Origin of the sequence: Klebsiella sp. CN_Kp104 (genome assembly GCF_040064515.1) — a bacterium.
Lineage (GTDB): Bacteria > Pseudomonadota > Gammaproteobacteria > Enterobacterales > Enterobacteriaceae > Klebsiella > Klebsiella aerogenes.
On the sequence record NZ_JBEAII010000045.1, the window covers coordinates 64,401 to 83,763 of the forward strand.

At 50.3% G+C, this 19,363-nt stretch carries 19 protein-coding genes; 7 read left to right on the forward strand and 12 right to left on the reverse strand.

The window, feature by feature from the left end; genetic code table 11:
• Positions 1-14 precede the first annotated feature (14 nt).
• A complete protein-coding gene (gene ppk1, locus ABLU80_RS23215; protein WP_015370393.1) occupies positions 15-2,075 on the forward strand; it encodes a polyphosphate kinase 1 in 2,061 nt (686 codons plus the stop codon).
• A gap of 3 nt (positions 2,076-2,078) precedes the next feature.
• Entirely contained in the window at positions 2,079-3,605 is a 1,527-nt protein-coding gene (ppx, locus tag ABLU80_RS23220; RefSeq protein ID WP_042893029.1) for an exopolyphosphatase, read from the forward strand.
• Between the two features lie 48 nt (positions 3,606-3,653).
• Here ppx and ABLU80_RS23225 read toward each other — a convergent pair whose 3' ends face one another.
• Positions 3,654-5,885, reverse strand: coding sequence for a sensor domain-containing phosphodiesterase (locus ABLU80_RS23225; protein WP_260842064.1), 2,232 nt, complete (start codon positions 5,883-5,885; stop codon positions 3,654-3,656).
• Between the two features lie 370 nt (positions 5,886-6,255).
• Here ABLU80_RS23225 and ABLU80_RS23230 point away from each other — a divergent pair, with 370 nt between their 5' ends.
• Positions 6,256-6,447: a YfgG family protein gene (locus ABLU80_RS23230; protein ID WP_015370389.1), complete on the forward strand. Its 192-nt coding sequence runs from the start codon at positions 6,256-6,258 to the stop codon at positions 6,445-6,447.
• A 3-nt stretch (positions 6,448-6,450) separates the two neighbouring features.
• Here the strand turns inward: ABLU80_RS23230 and ABLU80_RS23235 are convergent, their stop codons facing one another.
• Positions 6,451-7,344, reverse strand: coding sequence for a LysR family transcriptional regulator (locus ABLU80_RS23235; protein WP_348850498.1), 894 nt, complete (start codon positions 7,342-7,344; stop codon positions 6,451-6,453).
• A 98-nt stretch (positions 7,345-7,442) separates the two neighbouring features.
• Here ABLU80_RS23235 and ABLU80_RS23240 point away from each other — a divergent pair, with 98 nt between their 5' ends.
• On the forward strand, positions 7,443-8,651 hold the full coding sequence (locus ABLU80_RS23240; protein ID WP_348850499.1) for an MFS transporter: 1,209 nt from the start codon (positions 7,443-7,445) through the stop codon (positions 8,649-8,651).
• Between the two features lie 34 nt (positions 8,652-8,685).
• Here ABLU80_RS23240 and ABLU80_RS23245 read toward each other — a convergent pair whose 3' ends face one another.
• The 8 genes from ABLU80_RS23245 to ABLU80_RS23280 all read right to left on the reverse strand — a co-directional run bounded on the left by ABLU80_RS23245 (position 8,686) and on the right by ABLU80_RS23280 (position 14,223).
• Entirely contained in the window at positions 8,686-9,018 is a 333-nt protein-coding gene (locus tag ABLU80_RS23245; protein WP_348850500.1) for a type II toxin-antitoxin system RelE/ParE family toxin, read from the reverse strand.
• 30 nt (positions 9,019-9,048) lie between these two features.
• Complete coding sequence (locus tag ABLU80_RS23250) at positions 9,049-9,282, reverse strand: type II toxin-antitoxin system Phd/YefM family antitoxin (RefSeq protein WP_004853132.1); 234 nt, start codon at positions 9,280-9,282, stop codon at positions 9,049-9,051.
• 233 nt (positions 9,283-9,515) lie between these two features.
• Positions 9,516-10,016: a DUF2514 domain-containing protein gene (locus ABLU80_RS23255; protein ID WP_348850501.1), complete on the reverse strand. Its 501-nt coding sequence runs from the start codon at positions 10,014-10,016 to the stop codon at positions 9,516-9,518.
• On the reverse strand, positions 10,013-10,642 hold the full coding sequence (locus ABLU80_RS23260) for a glycoside hydrolase family 19 protein (protein WP_220788652.1): 630 nt from the start codon (positions 10,640-10,642) through the stop codon (positions 10,013-10,015). Before ABLU80_RS23260 ends, ABLU80_RS23255 begins: the two co-directional genes overlap by 4 nt.
• Positions 10,632-10,937 (reverse strand): phage holin family protein, encoded by a 306-nt coding sequence (locus ABLU80_RS23265; protein ID WP_047062972.1) that lies wholly within the window; start codon positions 10,935-10,937, stop codon positions 10,632-10,634. Before ABLU80_RS23265 ends, ABLU80_RS23260 begins: the two co-directional genes overlap by 11 nt.
• A complete protein-coding gene (locus tag ABLU80_RS23270) occupies positions 10,924-11,328 on the reverse strand; it encodes a putative holin (protein ID WP_047065071.1) in 405 nt (134 codons plus the stop codon). Before ABLU80_RS23270 ends, ABLU80_RS23265 begins: the two co-directional genes overlap by 14 nt.
• Positions 11,329-11,420: 92 nt before the next feature.
• The gene (locus tag ABLU80_RS23275) at positions 11,421-11,717 is read right to left on the reverse strand and encodes a hypothetical protein (protein WP_348850502.1); all 297 of its coding nucleotides are present in this window, start codon (positions 11,715-11,717) and stop codon (positions 11,421-11,423) included.
• A 10-nt stretch (positions 11,718-11,727) separates the two neighbouring features.
• Positions 11,728-14,223, reverse strand: a complete 2,496-nt coding sequence (locus ABLU80_RS23280) for a hypothetical protein (RefSeq protein WP_348850503.1) — start codon at positions 14,221-14,223, stop codon at positions 11,728-11,730.
• 193 nt (positions 14,224-14,416) lie between these two features.
• Here ABLU80_RS23280 and ABLU80_RS23285 point away from each other — a divergent pair, with 193 nt between their 5' ends.
• The 3 genes from ABLU80_RS23285 to ABLU80_RS23295 all read left to right on the forward strand — a co-directional run bounded on the left by ABLU80_RS23285 (position 14,417) and on the right by ABLU80_RS23295 (position 16,020).
• Entirely contained in the window at positions 14,417-14,677 is a 261-nt protein-coding gene (locus ABLU80_RS23285) for a hypothetical protein (protein WP_348850504.1), read from the forward strand.
• Positions 14,678-14,991: 314 nt separating this feature from the next.
• Positions 14,992-15,681, forward strand: a complete 690-nt coding sequence (locus tag ABLU80_RS23290; RefSeq protein ID WP_142448155.1) for a BRO family protein — start codon at positions 14,992-14,994, stop codon at positions 15,679-15,681.
• Positions 15,682-15,831: 150 nt separating this feature from the next.
• Positions 15,832-16,020: a hypothetical protein gene (locus ABLU80_RS23295; RefSeq protein WP_032418553.1), complete on the forward strand. Its 189-nt coding sequence runs from the start codon at positions 15,832-15,834 to the stop codon at positions 16,018-16,020.
• A 378-nt stretch (positions 16,021-16,398) separates the two neighbouring features.
• Here ABLU80_RS23295 and ABLU80_RS23300 read toward each other — a convergent pair whose 3' ends face one another.
• Positions 16,399-16,875, reverse strand: a complete 477-nt coding sequence (locus ABLU80_RS23300; RefSeq protein WP_327061874.1) for a hypothetical protein — start codon at positions 16,873-16,875, stop codon at positions 16,399-16,401.
• Between the two features lie 10 nt (positions 16,876-16,885).
• A complete protein-coding gene (locus ABLU80_RS23305; RefSeq protein ID WP_348850505.1) occupies positions 16,886-19,360 on the reverse strand; it encodes a hypothetical protein in 2,475 nt (824 codons plus the stop codon).
• Positions 19,361-19,363 lie beyond the last annotated feature (3 nt).

Sequence of the window (19,363 nt, forward strand, 5' to 3'; positions counted from 1 at the left end):
GAGTGTGAGTTGTAATGGGCCAGGAAAAGCTATACATCGAAAAAGAACTCAGCTGGTTGTCCTTTAACGAGCGCGTACTTCAGGAAGCGGCGGACAAGAGCAACCCGCTTATCGAGCGCATGCGCTTCTTAGGAATTTACTCCAATAACCTTGATGAGTTTTACAAAGTGCGCTTCGCTGAACTTAAGCGACGCATTCTTATCAGTGAAGAACAAGGTAGTACCGCCCATTCGCGTCATCTGTTAGGCAAAATCCAGGCCCGCGTGCTAAAGGCCGATCAGGAATTTGATGGTCTCTATAATGAACTGCTGCTGGAAATGGCGCGTAATCAGATCTTCCTGATTAACGAACGCCAGCTGTCCGTTAACCAGCAATCCTGGTTACGCAACTACTTCAAACAGTATCTGCGCCAGCATATTTCGCCGATTCTGATCAACCGCGAGACGGACCTGGTTCAATTCCTGAAAGATGATTACACCTATCTGGCGGTGGAGATTATCCGCGGCGATACCATTAACTATGCGCTGCTGGAGATTCCATCCGATAAGGTGCCACGCTTTGTGAACCTGCCGCCGGAGACGCCGCGACGCCGCAAGCCAATGATTCTGCTGGATAACATTCTGCGTTACTGCCTGGATGATATCTTTAAGGGCTTCTTTGACTACGATGCCCTGAATGCATACTCGATGAAAATGACCCGTGATGCCGAGTACGATCTGGTACACGAAATGGAATCGAGCCTGATGGAGCTGATGTCCTCGAGCCTGAAGCAGCGCTTAACCGCCGAGCCGGTGCGTTTTGTCTACCAGCGCGATATGCCGGATGCGATGGTCGAAATGCTGCGCGATAAGCTCTCCATCTCGAACTACGATTCGATGCTGCCGGGCGGTCGTTATCACAACTTTAAAGACTTTATCGGTTTCCCGAATGTTGGCAAGGCCAATCTGGTCAACAAACCGATGCCGCGCCTGCGCCACCTGTGGTTCGATAAATTTCGCAACGGCTTTGACGCTATCCGCGAACGCGACGTACTGCTCTACTACCCATACCATACCTTCGAGCACGTGCTTGAACTGCTGCGTCAGGCGTCGTTCGACCCGAGCGTGCTGGCGATCAAAATCAATATCTACCGCGTCGCTAAGGATTCACGGATTATCGATTCGATGATCCACGCCGCCCACAACGGTAAAAAAGTGACCGTGGTGGTTGAACTGCAGGCTCGCTTCGACGAAGAGGCCAATATTCACTGGGCCAAACGTCTGACAGAAGCCGGCGTACACGTTATCTTCTCGGCGCCGGGGCTGAAGATCCACGCCAAACTCTTCCTCATTTCGCGTAAAGAAGGCGATGAGGTAGTGCGTTATGCGCATATCGGCACCGGCAACTTCAACGAGAAAACCGCTCGTATCTACACCGACTATTCACTCCTCACCGCCGACGCGCGCATCACTAATGAAGTCCGTCGCGTGTTTAATTTTATCGAAAACCCTTACCGGCCAGTCAGCTTCGACTACCTGTTGGTGTCGCCGCAGAACTCGCGTCGTCTGCTGTATGAAATGATCGACCGCGAAATCGCCAATGCGCAGAATGGGCAACCGTCCGGAATTACGCTTAAATTAAATAACCTGGTCGATAAAGGGCTGGTGGACAGACTCTATGCCGCCTCCAGTACCGGCGTGCCGGTTAACCTGCTTATCCGCGGCATGTGCTCGCTAATCCCGGGTCTTGAAGGAATTAGCGAAAATATTCGCGTGATTAGTATCGTTGACCGTTTCCTTGAGCACGATAGGGTCTATTGTTTTGAAAACGGTGGTGATAAACAGGTGTGGTTATCCTCCGCCGACTGGATGACGCGCAATATCGACTATCGTATCGAAGTCGCCGTACCGCTGCTGGACCCGCGTCTGAAGCAACGCGTACTGGATATTCTCGATATCCTGTTCAACGATACCGTAAAAGCGCGCTATCTTGATAAAGAACTGAGTAATCGCTACGTGCCGCGCGGCAATCGCCGCAAAGTACGCGCACAGATAGCGATTTACGATTATCTCAAATCACTCGAACAACCCGATTAACCTATGCCAATAAACGAAAAAACCCCTCGGCCGCAGGAGTTCGCTGCGGTCGACCTTGGTTCGAACAGTTTTCATATGGTGATCGCCCGTGTCGTCGACGGGGCAATGCAGATCATCGGTCGCCTGAAGCAGCGCGTCCACCTGGCCGATGGCCTGGATGAAAACTCGGTGTTGAGCGAAGAAGCGATTACTCGTGGGCTGAACTGCCTGTCGCTGTTTGCGGAACGTCTGCAGGGATTCTCCCCTTCCAGCGTTTGTATCGTCGGGACGCATACCCTGCGCCAGGCGGCTAACGCGGCGGATTTTCTCAAACGAGCGGAAAAAGTTATCCCTTATCCCATCGAAATAATCTCCGGTAACGAAGAAGCGCGTCTGATTTTTATGGGCGTCGAACATACGCAACCGGAGCGCGGCCGTAAGCTGGTTATCGACATCGGTGGCGGTTCGACTGAGCTCGTCATCGGCGAAGATTTCGAGCCCCGCCTGGTTGAAAGCCGACGTATGGGCTGCGTAAGCTTCTCGCAGGCCTATTTCGCCGGCGGCGTTATCAATAAAGAAAACTTCCAGCGCGCGCGCCTGGCGGCGGTGCAGAAACTGGAAACCCTGGCCTGGCAGTTCCGTATTCAGGGGTGGAACGTGGCGCTGGGCGCCTCTGGCACCATCAAAGCCGCGCACGAAGTGCTGGTCGCCATGGGGGAGAAAGACGGCTTCATTACCCCGGAACGTCTTGAAATGCTGGTCAGTGAGCTTCTGAAGAATAAAAACTTCGACTCATTAAGCCTGCCGGGATTGTCGGAGGACCGCAAAGCGGTATTCGCCCCGGGTCTGGCGATTTTGTGCGGGGTATTCGACGCGCTGGCGATCAAAGAACTGCGCCTGTCCGACGGCGCCCTGCGCGAAGGCGTGTTGTACGAGATGGAAGGTCGCTTCCGCCACCAGGATATTCGCAGCCGTACGGCCCAGAGCCTGGCGAACCAGTACAATATCGATCGCGAACAGGCGCGCCGGGTACTGGAGACCACCACTCAGATGCTGGAACAGTGGCAGGAGCAAAACCCGAAACTGGCTAACCCACATCTGTCTGCCCTGCTGAAGTGGGCGGTAATGCTACATGAAGTGGGGCTGAACATTAACCACAGCGGCATGCATCGCCACTCTGCCTATATCCTGCAAAATAGCGATCTGCCGGGCTTTAATCAGGAGCAGCAGACGCTGATGGCCACACTGGTGCGCTATCACCGCAAAGCTATCAAGCTTGATGATTTGCCGCGTTTTACCTTGTTCAAGAAAAAACAGTTCCTGCCGCTGATCCAACTGCTGCGTCTGGGCGTATTACTGAACAATCAGCGTCAGGCGACGACTACGCCGCCAACACTGACATTAAAGACAGAAGCCAACCACTGGACATTAATTTTCCCGCATGACTGGTTTAGCCAGAATGCGTTGGTGCTGCTGGATCTGGAAAAAGAGCAACAGTACTGGGAAGGCGTGCCGGAATGGCTGCTGAAAATTACTGAAGAAGAAGCGTAAAGCTGACATCTTTCACTAAAATGGCCGGGTCATACGCCCGGCCGTTTTTTATGCGACGTCAGCCGCGCAGGCCAGTTGTTCTATCGGGACCGGCATACCAATATCATAGCCCTGCATATAATCAATCCCCAGCGAAATCACCGCCTGGCGGATCTCCGGCGATTCCACATACTCCGCTACTACCTGCATATTTTTGATTTGCGCCAACCGGCAAATCGACGCCACAACCTGATAATCCAGACTGCTGGTGACCAGATTACGGATAAAGCTACCGTCAATTTTCAGCATATCAACGTTAAGCGTTTTCAGCCGCGCATAGCTGGCATAGCCGGTACCGAAATCATCAATCGCCACCCGGCATCCCAACTCCTGCAACCGCGCGAGGGTTTGTTGCGCCTGTTCCGGATTACTGAGCGAGTGATTTTCCGTCAGCTCAAAAATAAGCTGCCAGGGCTCAATATTATAATGATGCAGCATTTCCTCGACTTCGTCCGGGAAACGGCTGCGGCTGACCGAGACTGGCGACAGATTGATGGCCAAACGCATGCCCGGCAACGTATGGCGATTAGCGTTCATAAAAGCCAGCGTATTGTCGATAACCCAGTTGTCGATGCGCGAAGCCAGGCCAAATTCGTGCGCCGCAGGCAAAAAATTATCCGGCGCAACCAGCTCGCCCTGCTCGCCCACCATACGCAACAGGACTTCATGATAGCTATCGCCGCGCATGCCGATAATGGGCTGCGCCATCAGCCGAAAACGATTCTGATCCAGCGCCTGCAGGATCTGGTTCATCATTGACACACGTTCTTTTAACCCCTGCTGAACGTGAACGGCGCCTCGGCGCTGCACGTTTTCCGGGTGGCCGCTGGTCAATGACATGTCAGCAATATTATTCAGTTCGCCGAGCAGTAAATACAGATGCTTGACAGGAGAACGTACGTTGCAATAGCTGATCCCGACAGGCGGCTGTAGCGGAATACCATCCCAAATAAAACGGAACTGCTTAATCCGCTCATCCAGCATCACGATGCGTTGTTGATGATCGTCGCTATTCAGGCGTATCACCAGGTCATGGCCCGAAAGGTGATAGACCATTTCGTTCGGCTGCAGTATGTGACTCAGGTATTCCGACAGCTGCTGCTTATACTGAATGCGTAGCATCACGCCGTAGTGCCGCCCAAGCAACTCCAGCTCTGGCATGCGTAAAAAGCATAGCACCGACCAGGTCGAGTGGCTTAGCGCTCGGCTCAGGGCGCGCAAATTTGGCATATGAACGACCGGGTCGAGAAAGGCCATCCGGCGAACCCGACGGTGGATCATCCGCTGCTGCGTCGCCAGCATTGCCATATAAGCGATAATAAAAGAGAACACCAGGTAACTGGAGGAGGTAATCGCCAGCTGGTTATTGTAGATCGGGGAAAATGGCAGGTAGCTGTAATGAAAATGGATAACCAGAATCAATATCGGCGGCCACGCCAGAGAAATAAAACGATAGCCAAAACGCATCGCTCCCCACAACATGACCGGCATAAGTAATGACAATGTATAATTTGTGCTAAATATCGTGCTGCTGGCATTTAACGGCATGAATAATAAAGCCAGTATTATTAACAATACTATTGCCCAGACAATAATTTCCAGCGGTTTTATTTTTTGGTCGATTTGTAAACGCACCTGGGATATAAAACCGCGTAAGTGTAGCGGGTTACGAATAACACGCAGCAAAAAATAGCACAGTGGCACACCGGTTAAACATCCCACCATCAGCGCCTGAAAAGTGATTAACGAACGTAAACTAAATGGTGTTGACCCCACCAGCTCCGCCGCCCGCGGATGCAGGCCAAGATACTCAGCAATCTGCGAAATAATGAGAAAAATTACCGAGGGCAGCAGCATCTGCCAGAACAGCCGATGCGGCATCAGGGCAACATTACCATGTGAAATCTGCTGACGGCGTGGAACGAAAATGCGATAACCGCCCCAGCACAGCACTGAGGGGATCAAAAAATGAAACAATACGCCGATAGATTGCTCGAAGGTCATTCCGCGCGTAATGGTCAGCAGCAAGCCGACTATAATGCCCGGAATCGCCGCCCAGCCGAAAAACAGCATCAGGCTCAATACTAACGCCAGTGGAAGATAAAACAGAAAGACGGTGTGACCGTTAAGATTTGCAAATGTATTCGCGGCGCGCGCCAGCGGCAACAGCAGCGTAGGGAGGATGAGCGGTAGCGCCCACCATTTATCCTGATATCGTTTGTATAGTTTAATAATACTCATAGATGCTCGACAGATTACCCCAACTCCTGCGGAGTATATTCAGACAGGCATCCAACCCGACCAGGCTAACCGCGAAAGTAATAACGATGCGGAACAGATGGACGATTTTAGTGGCCAATGGAATCAAGCAATTGACGCAAATCAACAAACTATTTAGCTAATATTAATAAAACTTATTTTTTTGCGGACTGGTGCAATAATCAAAATCCGTGTAAATACGATGTTCATCTTATATAACATTAAGTAATGTTTTAGCACGACGATTTTTACACCGCCGACAATTGACCCCGCCGCTATACTATGACTTAATACCCCCATCGCCCGTCTTCGGGTATACTTCAAGGAACCTTTTGTGAGTCAGGCACCCAGTATGCGTAAACGACATCGATTTAACCGTCGCATGACCCGTATCGTACTACTTATCAGTTTTCTCTTCTTCTTTGGACGCTTTGTCTACTCCTCTATCGGTGCCTGGTACCATCATCAGGACAAACAAGAGTCGCAGCAATCGACCATCACCATTGACGCTCCCGCGACGCCAACGACCCCAGCCCAGGAATAACGCCTACGGCAAAATTTTTAGTTGGTGCAGCAGACGCAGCATCTCCGCTATCCCTTTGTTGATAACTTTATCCTGACGCATCACTACGCCCAGTTGGCGATAGAGCCGCGGCGATAGCGACTGTACACGTATTCCGGTGCGGTCATCTTCAGCCGCCACCGCCATCTTCGGTACGATACTGTATCCCAGACCAGCACGCACCATACGCTTGGTAGCCTCAATGCTACCGAGTTGCATCACCGGCGCCGAGTTTACCCCGGCAGCGCGAAACCAGCCATCGATCAGCTCACGGGTCCCGCTGCCGGCTTCAAATGCTATTAGCGAAAGTGCCTGTAGCAGTGAAGGCGTCAATTGCCCCACTAGCGGTTCATCATCGTTGGCAGTAATAAATACAAACTCTTCCTCCAGCACTGGCGTTACCGCCAGGCTGCGGCCGCTGGCAGGTAAGGTCACCAATCCCAGATCAAGCCGGCTCTCTTCCACCGCACGTACAATGTCAAGCGTATTACCGGTCGTGACGCCAACTGTTAACAGCGGATGCTTCTCGCGTAGATGGCACAATAGCGGCGGCAGCAAATGAATACAGGCCGTCGCCCCGGTACCGAAGCTCATCGTGCCGTGCACTTCATGGTTAAACTCAGCCACCGACTGCACCGCCGTATTCACCGCCTGCTCAATAATCTCACTATGGGCCAGTAGCGCCAATCCGGCGGCAGTAGCCTTGATCCCTCGCCCGGTACGCTCAACCAACCGCGTCTGCAGGAACTGCTCAAGCTGGCGAACCTGCAGGCTTACCGCCGGCTGCGATATTCCCAGTACATCAGCGGCGGCGGAAAAACTGCCGCGCTGCGCCACCAGCCGGAAGGTGGTCAGATTTACCAAATTCAGCATCGTCATCACAAAGTTTCTCTTATGCAGGCTATAAGCCCCAGGTGCTGCCTGCACAATAGCGCGCGCGATATGCTGCCGACAACTGCATAACGCTCTGGAATTCAATGAAAACGTCAATCTTGCCTGGCACCGCGCCTCTTTCCCTTACCCTCGCAGCCGGCGGCAACCAGCTCATCAACTGGGGGATCGTTTTTTATATGCCCGGTACCTTTGCCGGCGCTATTGCTAATGATACTGGCTGGGGCGGAACAGAGATCTTTCTCGGTTTGACCTTCGCCATGCTGATGATGGCGGCGATCTCGCCTTTTATCGCCCGCCTGTTGGCCTGGTTTGGCGGTCAGCGGGTGGTGTTCATCGGTTCATTAACCATCGCGGCAAGCTGCCTGGCAATGTCGCAGGCAGACAGCCTGATCTTCTGGTACGTCGCATGGCTACTGGCCGGTGTCGGTATGCGGCTGGCGCTATACGATGCGCTGTTCGCCGCGCTGGTTAACCTGTATGGTCAACGCGCCAGAGTAACTATTTCACGGGTGACCCTGGCTGGAGGATTGGCCTCAGCGATATTCTGGCCGCTGGGCACCGCGCTGCTCGCGCTAATGGGCTGGCGTGGAGCGCTGGTAATCTACAGCCTGTTTGGCCTGCTTAGCGCACTACTGCTGTGGCGGATGCCTAATCAATGCTTGTCCGACCGGGGCGCTCATCAGGAGAAAGTGCCGCTTTCCCGTCGCAACCAGCACATAGGCCTGCTGTACGCCTCGCTTATCGCTTTGGTCACCTTTATTTCTAACGGCACATCCACCCATCTGCCTGAGTTTATCGCCAGCTACGGTCTGCCGGTAACGATAGGCGTACTATGGGGCATCGGACAGACCGGCGCCCGATTTCTGGAGGTGATTTCAGGTGCGCGCCTCTCCCCACTTCGGTTAACGCTGTTGACCACAGCGCTGTTGCCGCTCTGCTTTTTACTGGGCCTCAACGCCGCCTCGCTAAACTGGATCGTTGGCGGTTTCGTTTTCGCCTACGGGGCCATTAACGGCCTGACGACGGTATTTAAAGCAACATTACCGTTGCAGCTATTCGCGGCGGAAGATTACGCGCGGCGTACCGGACGGCTGTTGATCCCAGCGCAACTACTGGCCGCCGTCTCGCCATTTGCCTATGCCTGGCTAAATCAACATCTGGGGATAGAAAGGAGCCTTGCTATTTCGGGTCTATTATCGCTGGTCGTACTGGGGCTGGCGCTGAGAATCGGCTGGCTGCAGCGGCGGCAGGTTGTGCGGATAAGTCATGGACAAAGTGAAGAGAGGGTATGAAAAACCCTCTGTAAAACACACACATTTAGGACTATCAGGCCACGATCAGACGCTTAAACAGCAGCTGCTGAACATCCTGCCGATGTGCCAGGATCGCATGCGCGGTTACTAACGTTCCGTCTACGGAATACAAAACCCGGTAGCCTTCAGCGTGATTAAACTCCCGATATTTGGCGCAGCCAATTTTCAGCAATTCGGGGCAAATCTGGCAGCCCAAGGGGAACTGTCCTACGGTGCTCTCAAACTGGGTGAGAATATCTGCGATAACCGGATGCGGCTCAATATCAACACGCTTCAGAAAACCCGCTATTGTGTCGATGCAGTGCTTTACTGTAAGCGTATACTCAAAGATCACCTGCTGTTCCATGGAAATCCCTTAACGTTGAGCGCGCTGCGTTTAATCCGCAAGGCCATCCAGCAACTGGTCTTTCGAGAACACGCGCCCTTCCGCTTTATCTTTCTCTGACAGAGTAAGCAATTTCAGCAAAGCAATGGCGTTTTCCCGTTCCTGCTGCTGATCATAGGACTCTATAACATAAGCAGGCACACCGTTTTGTGTGACCAGGATAGGTTCTGACAGATCAAGCGTTGCGGCGTTCTTTTTAACGTAGCTGATAGTCTCTACTTTCATGTTGGTCCGCCTAATGGTCATGTCTCGGTTTTAATATAGACTATATTTAGACTACGCTCAATAATCCTTCCTCAGCGCCATTTACCAGGACATAAAAAAACCCTCTGTAAACAGAGGGTTTCGTTCAGCTATCAGCAGGAATTATTCCCACTCAATTATTTACAGCACTCGTAACCAATTGACTGAAAACAAATTTATAAAACGACAAATTCTCCATACCGTTTTATATACCGTCACCGGGAAACAGTACCCTGTTTCGTCAGTTGATCATACTGCCTTTCGCAGACCCTTCCGGCTTCTGCTGCCCGGTCAGCGTATTCTGCCAGTTGTCGGTTTCGTTCGAGAGATTTTTCGAACACGTCGGTAAGCAAAATTCCGGTGTCTGCGGCTGACGACCCAGCGCCGACAGTGGCGTTATACTGCCTGAGCTGCTCACGGATGGCAACGAGCTGCTGCTGCAACCTGCCAGCGCGAGCGGCAGCATCAAGAGCATCATTGCGCGCCTGGTCGATCCTCTGCTGCGCTTCTCGTTCATTGGTTGCTTTCTCCTGTTCGTCATGTTGACGAGCTTTCTCATCTTCTGCTTTGCGGTCTGCCTTTGCCTGTGCGTACCCTGCGTCGTACTGCCTGTCACCGTGAACATTCCAGGCTACAATGCCGCCGACCACCAGAGCAGCAAGCATCACCACGATAAGCAACTGTTTCCAGTACGCTTTGACGAATGCCCGGATCATACCGCCAGCACCTTACTGGCGGTGATGTACCGTGCGCGCCGGTCGTCGATGCCGTTCTTCCCACCATTGATGATCTGCGTGACGCGCACCAGGTCACCGGTGTACTTCATGCATCCTTTGATAGCGAAGAACCACGCCGCGCTGCGAGCAGCATACTCATCCTGCGCCAGCAGTTCTGGCTGCTGCACCAGATCCACCTTTAGGCCATTGCCACAGTCCCGGTAGTTGTTCAGGCCGGTGATCTGGATAAGTCCGCGCCCGCGGTAAAACCAGCCATCGGTTGGACCGTTGTTACCCATGCGTTTGCTATACACCAGGTTGGCGATCGCGCGCTGGCGCTCCAGTGGTAAAGATGGCTCACCTTGCCGGCGGCCAAGAGAGTTTGCCTGACCCTGAGTTAGCCGACCGGCGCGGACAAAATCTGCAAGGCCGGCCACGCTGTAATTGAAACTCTCGACCAGCCGGGTAAAGCCAGTACTTTCATGACCTGTCTGGGCAATAAACATTGCCTGATCATCAGGCTTGCTGATGCCAAACTCTTTCATGGCTGCAACAATGTGCGTATGCCAGCGTGTCGCCAGCGCCATATTAATACCAGCAGCTTTCTGGAATTGATTAATGTCCATGTTGGGACCTCGTTATTTTGAATATTTGCACGACGTTGCCGCGAGTTTTCAGAACAGCAGCAAGCATCACAGCATTGATGACTACCTCAGACAGATCTGCGGTCATGGGGAAGTGATAGAGGAGTGAGTAAACGGCACGTACCGGGATACTGGCGGCCGACACAATCAGGAAGTAGGCAATCCATCCACCCCACCGGCGGTGGCGCGATCCGTTGCGTTGGAAAAACATCACCCTGGCCGCAATTCCTGCGCATATAAGGGCATTGGTTATTAGCAACAGATCATGACCTGTCATCGTCTTTTCCTCCCGGAATTAAATCACGTGGATTATCAGAACGGTGATACAGCCATATGCCAACCCGCACCGCCACGATAGACGCGACGAACGCGCCGGCGGAGTACACGATTCCTCTTTCAAAAGAGTCCGGCGTAATTTTCGGTATCATGCTGGCAAGCCCGATTAGTATCGAGGCTGTTGGTTTGTAGAAGAGAAGCCCACAGAGGAAGCTGACAAGTGAAAGAAGAACGCGGCGCCTTACAGGGTACTCAACAGCAGAGGTAACAAAAATTACTGCTCCTGCCAGTGAGCCAAGCGCCACCTCAGGCGGAACGCCAGCGATAACTGCCGCCAGCGCGCCATAGCTAAGCCCCTGATTTATTGTGTCAGCGGTTAGCGATGCAGACATGGTGACCACCGTTTATTATGCATGATGTACCTCCTATAGTTGGTAAGTACATCATACACAATAATCCGAATCTGAATAAAAGGTAACAGCGCTTAGTTTGCGATCTTTGCTCTTGCCGCTTCGAAGATTTCCACGCTGGACGCATTATCCATCCCTGTAACCAGCACCGTGTGAGTACCGCTTCTGATCTGCCCTTCACATTTAACTGTGAAAATTACCTCATGGACTTTCACCATCTGGTATGTATCAGGGTCAGGAACAAAAACAGTACTGATATCTGAATCAATAAACTCTAATTCAATATCGCGGTTATCTGCCGGTAAAACAACGCCATACCATGGCAATTGCACTTGTGTTTCACAATTCTTAATGACTTTAATACTTCCCATAATATTCACCTTATTGATAGATACTAATTGGTAACCAAGCAGGAGTACCGCTGTTATCTAATAACATCCAGCCTTTTCCGGTATACGGGTTAATAGTTTTAGCACCGTATCCAACACCTGTACTTACCGGTCTTGACCACCCGTTAATCGCATTACCGGTTGTTAGAATGACGCCTTCAATAATTATCGAACCAGTTGTTACCCTCTCCATTGAAATGCTAACTGCAGAACCGTTATAAATTCGAAAATCTGGGTTTACAGCATCGTTAAAATTATAAGGAGCGGACCGGCAGGCATTGAAAATTGCCCGTGCGTTAGCAGTCGGCGCTGTCACAGAAGATGTAATCGTACATTTCTCATAGTTAGGAACAAAGCCTACCGACTGCACACCAAACCCCTGCATCGTGCAATCAATGAATTCCCCACCACCTGTTACTCGCCATTGACCGTTTACAGTTACACGCGTCAATGTTGGCTTAGCGGCTGAGGAAATAAAGTCGCCATTGATGGTAACGTCAGTGAGCTTACTTGAAGACACCATTGTTACGTTACCACCAATACTCCCCCCGTTAACTTTTCCGTACTGGGTCTGAGTTAATGAGCCTTTGCACTCCAACCTTTCGATTGTTCCGGAGTTATCTACATTGCCCGTAACCGTGGCCCGCGTAGTATGGGAATGAACGCATTTATTATAAAAATCACCACCAACAACAGCAGCGCCAATAACAAACTCAGACCCACCATCAGTGTACAGGTTCCCTTCTGTTTTAATTGCACCAATACTTCCGCTATCACCAATGTAATATACGTCACTTATTTTTACATCAATGATGTTTCTGTCAGCATATATCTGGCTAATACGTGTCCCCAGCATATTAACTAAAAGGCATCCTTTAGTTGTTGAGTTCCTGTTTATGCTGTAGTTAAGATTTCCAGACTTACCACCAGTAGAGGCAATGACAAATGATGCAATACCACCAGGGGCGAACTGATCAAAACCACGCGGACGCATACCATCCAGACTACCTATTGTGCAGTCCTCTATATGAGCAGCAACAAAATTTATTTTGCTACCAACAAGTTCAGCATCCCTGTACTTATTGGAATGAAGTAATAACCTTGGGAAGGTAATACTATTCGATTCATCAGCAACATCGGCAGCAGGATATGAGCCAACCATTAACGCTGGATAGTTCATTGATCCACTATCAACAACAGCCCATTGACCATGGACTGACACATCATACACGTTCGCCAGATAGATTCCTGTGGCAAAGCGACGAGCCCATACCTGACCGTAATAGTGCGAATAGGCAGATGTCTGAACTGTGCCAACAATATTCTCTGGCATGTCTCTTAATGCATATATGCCGAACTGGTCAAAATCAGGGCCAACCGCTGTAGAATATCCGTATTGCTTTCCGTCGGCGTCATAACGCGCGTTCATATTGCGCATTACAATTCCACGTGGTGGCGTCTCTGCGGTGAACAGAGTTGGAGTAAAGGTTTCAGGAAGAACAGCTAAAGGCAAGGCTCCTTTAACACATTTAAGACCGGTGAAATCTACTGATTTTGTAACGTAAATATAACCAGATGGAGCCGGCCCCCAGATTGTACTGATACAAGTATTTAAACCTACACCAAGCCGTTTTGCATCGTTAATTGCCTCTATAAGCTTATCCGTCATATCAATAGCAGCTATGTCTCCAATCATTGAAGCAGGCTGAATCAATACACCGTAAGACGGCAAATAAACATCAGGAAGCGCATCCTGAACAGTCCCTTTATTGAAAAGCCCAATCAGAGAAGCTCCTAGCCCCTTCAAATGCGAAGCTAGTTTAATGGCGAGGTCAGCGGTATAAGTCATCGAAAATATCGGAACCGGATCGCCGTTGCTGTCAAAACCAAGGAGTGAATTTCTTCTTCCAGTAACAGGATAGAGTTGATTAACGCTACCCTCTGGAACCCTTAGTGTTCTTTTAAATAAATTATCAGCATGGGAGTTTGACCCAGCAACGCTATCATCAACGTAATGTTTTGTAGCGGCATCCTGAGCCTGTGACGGGTCACGAAGGTTTCGAATACGATTATTCAACGCATCGTAATAGTTAGCGATAAATGATGGCTTGCGCAGTGCCAGGCGAAGGAAGCCGAAGCACTGCTGTATCAGCATCGTCAGCTTGTCGAAAGCATCTTCATGGACTTCCGCAAAGAACTTCCCCTGGTTGCGTAGATCCGTTTCCTGGGTTACGGGCAATTCGCGTGAAATAGAAATTTGCCATCCATTGGCCAGCGGTGACGCCAGCACTACCGCGCCGCCAGAATATCCGCCAGCGCCAGTAACTGTGTAGTCAGTATCAAGCGTAAGCACAGTGATGTTTTCGTTCAGGTCTGCTACCTGCACCATCAGATCACTCTTCTGGAAAATCCTGAACGTATATGGGAATGACGTGGTAACGCCGTTACCTGTGTAGTCGTTGTGGTCGACTTCGGTTGAGACCGTCATGTAGAAATCTCCGATTGTCGCAGCGCCCGGCGCACCGCACTACCGTCATTCTATTACCTGACAACCCCTATATGAATAAAACGTGCACTGTTGAATGGCATTATTACCTAAAGGGTAATTGAAACATCACTGGAAATGGTAGTAAGGTTTTGATATATGTATATACATACAGTATTATTGTGGAGTTGTTGAGATGTCGCAGCGGTACCATCACCCTCTTGAAGAAGGTTTCACGGAGCGAATTCACACGCCTGCTGGCGTTCGCTCTCTGGTTGAGAGCTCGCATTTAATGGATTTGCTCAGGGAACTGGACAAAGACGGGCACGATGTCAGCGGCGCGCTTGCTGAACTTGTTGCGCTCATTAACTACGTTACAAGCTCTCAAATGTCGATGCGTGATCTTCAAACGCATCTTGATTTCTGCGCGCTTCAATTGCGACAACAAACCAAATAAGAATTGAAATTACCTAAAATGCATGGAATCATTACCTTTGCGGTAAATTTACAACGCATATTACTTGTGCCATAGTGATCAGGCATCGGCAAAATCCGGTGCCGGGATTGGCGTCCCGATTACTACAAAGGCGCATACACCGCGCAAGCGGTTTTTTTATGCGTAAAGCACAGCTGCAACCAGATTATGGTGGGCTGTGTGGGGGCGGAGAAATCCGCGCCGGGTCCTTTGTAGCCGGTTACGCCAACCCTGCACAGTTCACCACCAGCGATTGGCGTCGCAGTGGTGATTACCAAACTACAAAGGTGATCGCTATGACATGCACAAAAAGTACCTCCGTTTTCTCTTTTGAATCGCAAGCTGATATCCGCGCCATTATTATTGATGGCGCACCGTGGTTTATTGCACTCGATGTATGCCACGCACTTGGCATAGCCAACAACCGAGATGCCCTTCTTAAACTCGACGATGATGAAAAGAATACCGTCGCTTTAACCGACGGAAAACGCGGTAACCCTAATACCCTTATCATCTCCGAATCCGGACTCTACACCTTAATCCTTCGCTGCCGCGACGCGGTGACGCCGGGAACCATCCCCTATCGTTTCCGAAAATGGGTTACCAGTGAAGTGCTTCCGCAGATCCGCAAGACGGGTCGTTACGTTCGCGAAGAACTATCCCCGGCGGATAAAGCTCAGAAGGTTGTGGCCAGCTTTATGCCAGCCATCCTGGAGGCAATGAAGGAAGGGGATAAGCCTTCATACAGTTATCCACTCAAGCCAGGATACCGCGAGATGATCCATTGCCCTGAGGGTGTTGTCGGCCTGGCTGAGAAGTCACTACTGATGAACCTGCTGCAGCAGCTTGATGAAGATGGTCATGACGTAGCCGGCGCCGCGGCAGAATTCACAACAATGGTGAGCTATATTGTTGGTGTTAGCCGCTGCCTGCAGGACATACGCAGCCATGCGCAGTACATCAACAAGAACGCCTCTGAGTTCTGATGCTGGGCGCAGGGAAGCGCCTTTATATCCATTCGTCAGAGTTCGTCCAAGTTCGCCTTAATTCGTATGCTTTCATTGCGTCCTTGCTCAAATTTGATTAAGATTACCCCAGAGGTAATTCAACCTTTTGTTGAATGCTCAGGAGGAACAATGGAAATCAACATCATTACTTTGATGAAAGCTATCATTGGCGGTGCTGGATTAGGATTCGCACTTCCTGGCGGCTTATCTTTCGTTATTCCTGCGTTTACCGTAACGGCAGGAATTGCCTATGGTTTTGCTTTAGCAGGTGCTGTTGCTCTGCCAGCTATCTATGCTGCCAGGAAATTTGCTAACTAAAATGCACGTTCTTGACTGGCTGGCACCACAGAATGCACAGGAGTTAACCAGATTTTACTTCATCCTGTGCATTGCTTATCTTTTGGTTCATCTTATCTGGGACGCTTGGTGTAAAGAGACACCACCATTCTCGTTGGATCAGCTTCAGTACAAGATGAATGAGGTATACTCCTCGTCAACGTTCGCAACAAGCGCGTTCTTTATAGTGATCCTGTTTGACATAAAAAACCCACTCAGAACTTCTGATGCTTTTATTTTTCCGCTTATTATCGCGGCATTAACAGGTTTTATGATATCGCTATCTGCGATAGTTCCAAAGAAAGTTAAAAGTGGATAAGCCCGCGCCGCGGGCTTTTTGTTGTGTGGCGTTGTGACATGTCACCACGAATTGGCAACCAGATTAGTTATATCAGAAAAAATTGTTCCAGATAATGGAGGGCAGTTTTCTGAATAACCAGAGTTTGAATAATGAAACATTGTTTGATTAGTTTTTACATCGACTAGTTCAGCATCAATGTAATTGAAATTATACCCACCGCCAAAACAACGAGTCATTGCACCATTAGGAGCAAACCCATTTAAATTAAGTACATATCGAGATGTGGATTGGTTATAAACACCAGTTGTCGTATCAGACTGCTTCTCAATAGTTACTTGCTGGCTAGCGCTTCTGAGTACAGTAAATCCCTTTTGTTTCAGTCGTTTTTCTATCTCATAAACCCATGGTGCCCTAGTAGAGTTGATAGCTACAGTTTTCGAACCTTGAGCTTTTTCTGAAGAAACAACATCAACGTTTTTTGTAGAGGCGCACCCAGCAAGAGCTAAGGTAGCGAAAAGCAGTATCAATTTCTTCATCACTATGTCCTTATTGTGGTGTAACGTCCTGCGGCCGCCACCAGTATGTTTGATTGAATTCTTTCTTTGACCGCTGCTCCATCTTACGCAGATAGCCGGGTGAAAAATACTCCTGCATCTGGTTGAAAATCATATGGTCTACAGCTGCTTTCAGATACCAGATATTAGCACCTGGCGTCAGTCCTTTGCCAAGTTTAACAAGGTCACCGCCAGTTTGTTCGCTCTTACCCTCTACCGCGTTTAAAGGGATACCCTGCCCTATCTTAATGACATCATCAACAAGACCAGCTACCGGGCCGAGCATTGACGCCAGCGCACCGCTTCCGTACCGGGTATGATCGGATAGCAGAAAATCACCATACAAGCCAAGACCACCACCTTTCAGCAATGCACCAAGCCAGAATTTTGCAGCATCTTCACCAGTCATATCGCGTGGATTTCGCCCTGACGCCATATCGTTAAGTTGCTGAGAAAGCGCGCCAAGGATAGTCGTGCTTGCAATAAATGTAGCAATATATGCTGCACGCCCACCAGCAGAAGGCATACCCATAGCACGCGACCAGTGGCGCATGACCACAGAGATCGGGAATGATTTGAACAGGAATACGCTTCGCGTTAATTCCCCTTTCCACGTTCCTCTCTGTATTCCTGAACCAGTAAGCATTTGCTCTCTCGCACCTGGCGTGATCACCGCCATATCAACTTCTTCAGTTACAGCACCAAGCAGTTTGCGCATGGCCTCGAACTTAATACGCTCAGGTGAGCCAAGATGCTGTACAGCAGAATCAGGAATGCGCATGATGCTTTCTGGAGTCAGCATCGTATTGTTTCCTTTTCCCCAGTCCTCCTGCTGAGCCAGTTTCCACACGCTCCAGTCTGTTTCTGTGATGCCTTTACTTTTCAGGATGCGGTAATCAGCATCATCGAGACTGCGAAGATCAGGCGTTCTGGTGACAACATCACCCAGGCTACCCATCATAGTTACGCCATAAGCGCGCTTATGGGCATCTGACCATGCAGTAAGGCCACTTGCTCGCATCACTGCGGTTGCCGCCCAGCGTGACACTGACGGCCCCATATTATCCATCGCCCAACGGTTCACGCTGCCGAGAAGCGACTCCATAGCCAGGCCCGCCCGGCGGGCCCGGGCCAACTCAGTGCGATTTGTTGGATCCATCGCTTCGAGCTGGTTGCGGAAAAGTTGGTTCATAGGCAGGTTCGTAACCTTAGCTGAAAGATACATGGTGCCAAGGTCAGAGAATGAAGCAAGCAGCGCAGAACCAAGACGACTGGCAACCATCCAGTTACGGATATTATCTGACCAACGAGCGATATGTGGGTTAGCGACAGGCTGAGTTTTCCCGGAAATAAAGTTATAGAGATTTTCAGTGTTATTTGCCAGGCGCTCTACGCTACCGGTTTTGCTCGGGTTCGCTGTTGCCGTCTCCGATTTTGTCTGGTCCAGAAGTGAGCGAAATACATGATCCGGATTGGGCCCGTAAGTTTCCACCAACGCAATATCTTTACTGATTCCCTCCAGGTGACCAACCATGATTTCCCACAGCGATCGGTCTCCATACTGTTGTTGGTACTCAAGGTATGAATCAGCGTCTTTAAAATGAATCTGGCGCGACGCGTTACCGCGGTTAGCTCGTGCACCTGATATCCGCATTCCTGTATCACTGAGCTTGTTCAGACCGCCTGTAGCGATAGTGTTATACGCTTCACCAAGGAATGCTGATAACTCAGCTTCACTCATTAGTTGCCCGTCGGCGCGGGTATAATATTTGCGGTCAAGTTTGCCAATGACATCACTCACCCATTTATCGCGTGAAACCTTCCCCACCTTTTCCATAGAGTGATGCTGTGGGATCCCCCAGTTTTCCAGGTATCCGATATCACCGCCAGCGTCATTGAACCGACGACGCAAAAGTTCGGTTACTTCTCCCCATGCCTTAGCACCTTTTCGCGCTTTGGCATTGCCAGTATTCTGTCCGCGGATTTCGAATATCAGATCACGCACCCCTTTCTCATCTTCAAAAAGGCCAAAGAAACGAGGATCAACAGCTTCAAATGCTTCCTGCAACTGGCTAAGGGCATAGTCACGCGTTGCCTTGGTTCTCGACTCAACAGAAAGAAAATTGGATTTTCCATCAGCGGTGAACGCGATCGTACGATTCAGAGCCCCCAACTTACCATCAGCTCCCTGATAGCTATTGATAAACTTATCCAGCCGTTGACGTGCCGCTATGGTCAGTGCAACGCGGCGCTTCTTAAGTGCTGCCTCCTGCTGCAGTTCATCTGCAGCTAACTGCCCGGCACGGCGCAGTCGCTCCGCATCGGTTAGTTGTCGCCACGATGCTGGATCATCACGCGCCAGAGACCGCATGTTACGGTATATGCGATCCTCGATATCCTGTATTTCTCTTGCTGTCAGGGTTCGCTGTGCCGCCTGCTGTACTGCCTGAATGCATTCCTGTCTCATTCA

What these genes read in the sequence shown, in the direction of transcription:
- ABLU80_RS23255 (WP_348850501.1), bottom strand. Translation starts at nt 10,016, where the DNA reads ATGATCCGGGCATTCGTCAAAGCGTACTGGAAACAGTTGCTTATCGTG.
- ppk1 (WP_015370393.1), top strand. Translation starts at nt 15, where the DNA reads ATGGGCCAGGAAAAGCTATACATCGAAAAAGAACTCAGCTGGTTGTCC.
- ABLU80_RS23235 (WP_348850498.1), bottom strand. Translation starts at nt 7,344, where the DNA reads ATGACGATGCTGAATTTGGTAAATCTGACCACCTTCCGGCTGGTGGCG.
- ABLU80_RS23250 (WP_004853132.1), bottom strand. Translation starts at nt 9,282, where the DNA reads ATGAAAGTAGAGACTATCAGCTACGTTAAAAAGAACGCCGCAACGCTT.
- ABLU80_RS23270 (WP_047065071.1), bottom strand. Translation starts at nt 11,328, where the DNA reads ATGTCTGCATCGCTAACCGCTGACACAATAAATCAGGGGCTTAGCTAT.
- ABLU80_RS23300 (WP_327061874.1), bottom strand. Translation starts at nt 16,875, where the DNA reads ATGAAGAAATTGATACTGCTTTTCGCTACCTTAGCTCTTGCTGGGTGC.
- ABLU80_RS23245 (WP_348850500.1), bottom strand. Translation starts at nt 9,018, where the DNA reads ATGGAACAGCAGGTGATCTTTGAGTATACGCTTACAGTAAAGCACTGC.
- ABLU80_RS23225 (WP_260842064.1), bottom strand. Translation starts at nt 5,885, where the DNA reads ATGAGTATTATTAAACTATACAAACGATATCAGGATAAATGGTGGGCG.
- ABLU80_RS23305 (WP_348850505.1), bottom strand. Translation starts at nt 19,360, where the DNA reads ATGAGACAGGAATGCATTCAGGCAGTACAGCAGGCGGCACAGCGAACC.
- ABLU80_RS23275 (WP_348850502.1), bottom strand. Translation starts at nt 11,717, where the DNA reads ATGGGAAGTATTAAAGTCATTAAGAATTGTGAAACACAAGTGCAATTG.
- ABLU80_RS23230 (WP_015370389.1), top strand. Translation starts at nt 6,256, where the DNA reads ATGCGTAAACGACATCGATTTAACCGTCGCATGACCCGTATCGTACTA.
- ABLU80_RS23290 (WP_142448155.1), top strand. Translation starts at nt 14,992, where the DNA reads ATGACATGCACAAAAAGTACCTCCGTTTTCTCTTTTGAATCGCAAGCT.
- ABLU80_RS23265 (WP_047062972.1), bottom strand. Translation starts at nt 10,937, where the DNA reads ATGACAGGTCATGATCTGTTGCTAATAACCAATGCCCTTATATGCGCA.
- ABLU80_RS23240 (WP_348850499.1), top strand. Translation starts at nt 7,443, where the DNA reads ATGAAAACGTCAATCTTGCCTGGCACCGCGCCTCTTTCCCTTACCCTC.
- ppx (WP_042893029.1), top strand. Translation starts at nt 2,079, where the DNA reads ATGCCAATAAACGAAAAAACCCCTCGGCCGCAGGAGTTCGCTGCGGTC.
- ABLU80_RS23260 (WP_220788652.1), bottom strand. Translation starts at nt 10,642, where the DNA reads ATGGACATTAATCAATTCCAGAAAGCTGCTGGTATTAATATGGCGCTG.
- ABLU80_RS23280 (WP_348850503.1), bottom strand. Translation starts at nt 14,223, where the DNA reads ATGACGGTCTCAACCGAAGTCGACCACAACGACTACACAGGTAACGGC.
- ABLU80_RS23285 (WP_348850504.1), top strand. Translation starts at nt 14,417, where the DNA reads ATGTCGCAGCGGTACCATCACCCTCTTGAAGAAGGTTTCACGGAGCGA.
- ABLU80_RS23295 (WP_032418553.1), top strand. Translation starts at nt 15,832, where the DNA reads ATGGAAATCAACATCATTACTTTGATGAAAGCTATCATTGGCGGTGCT.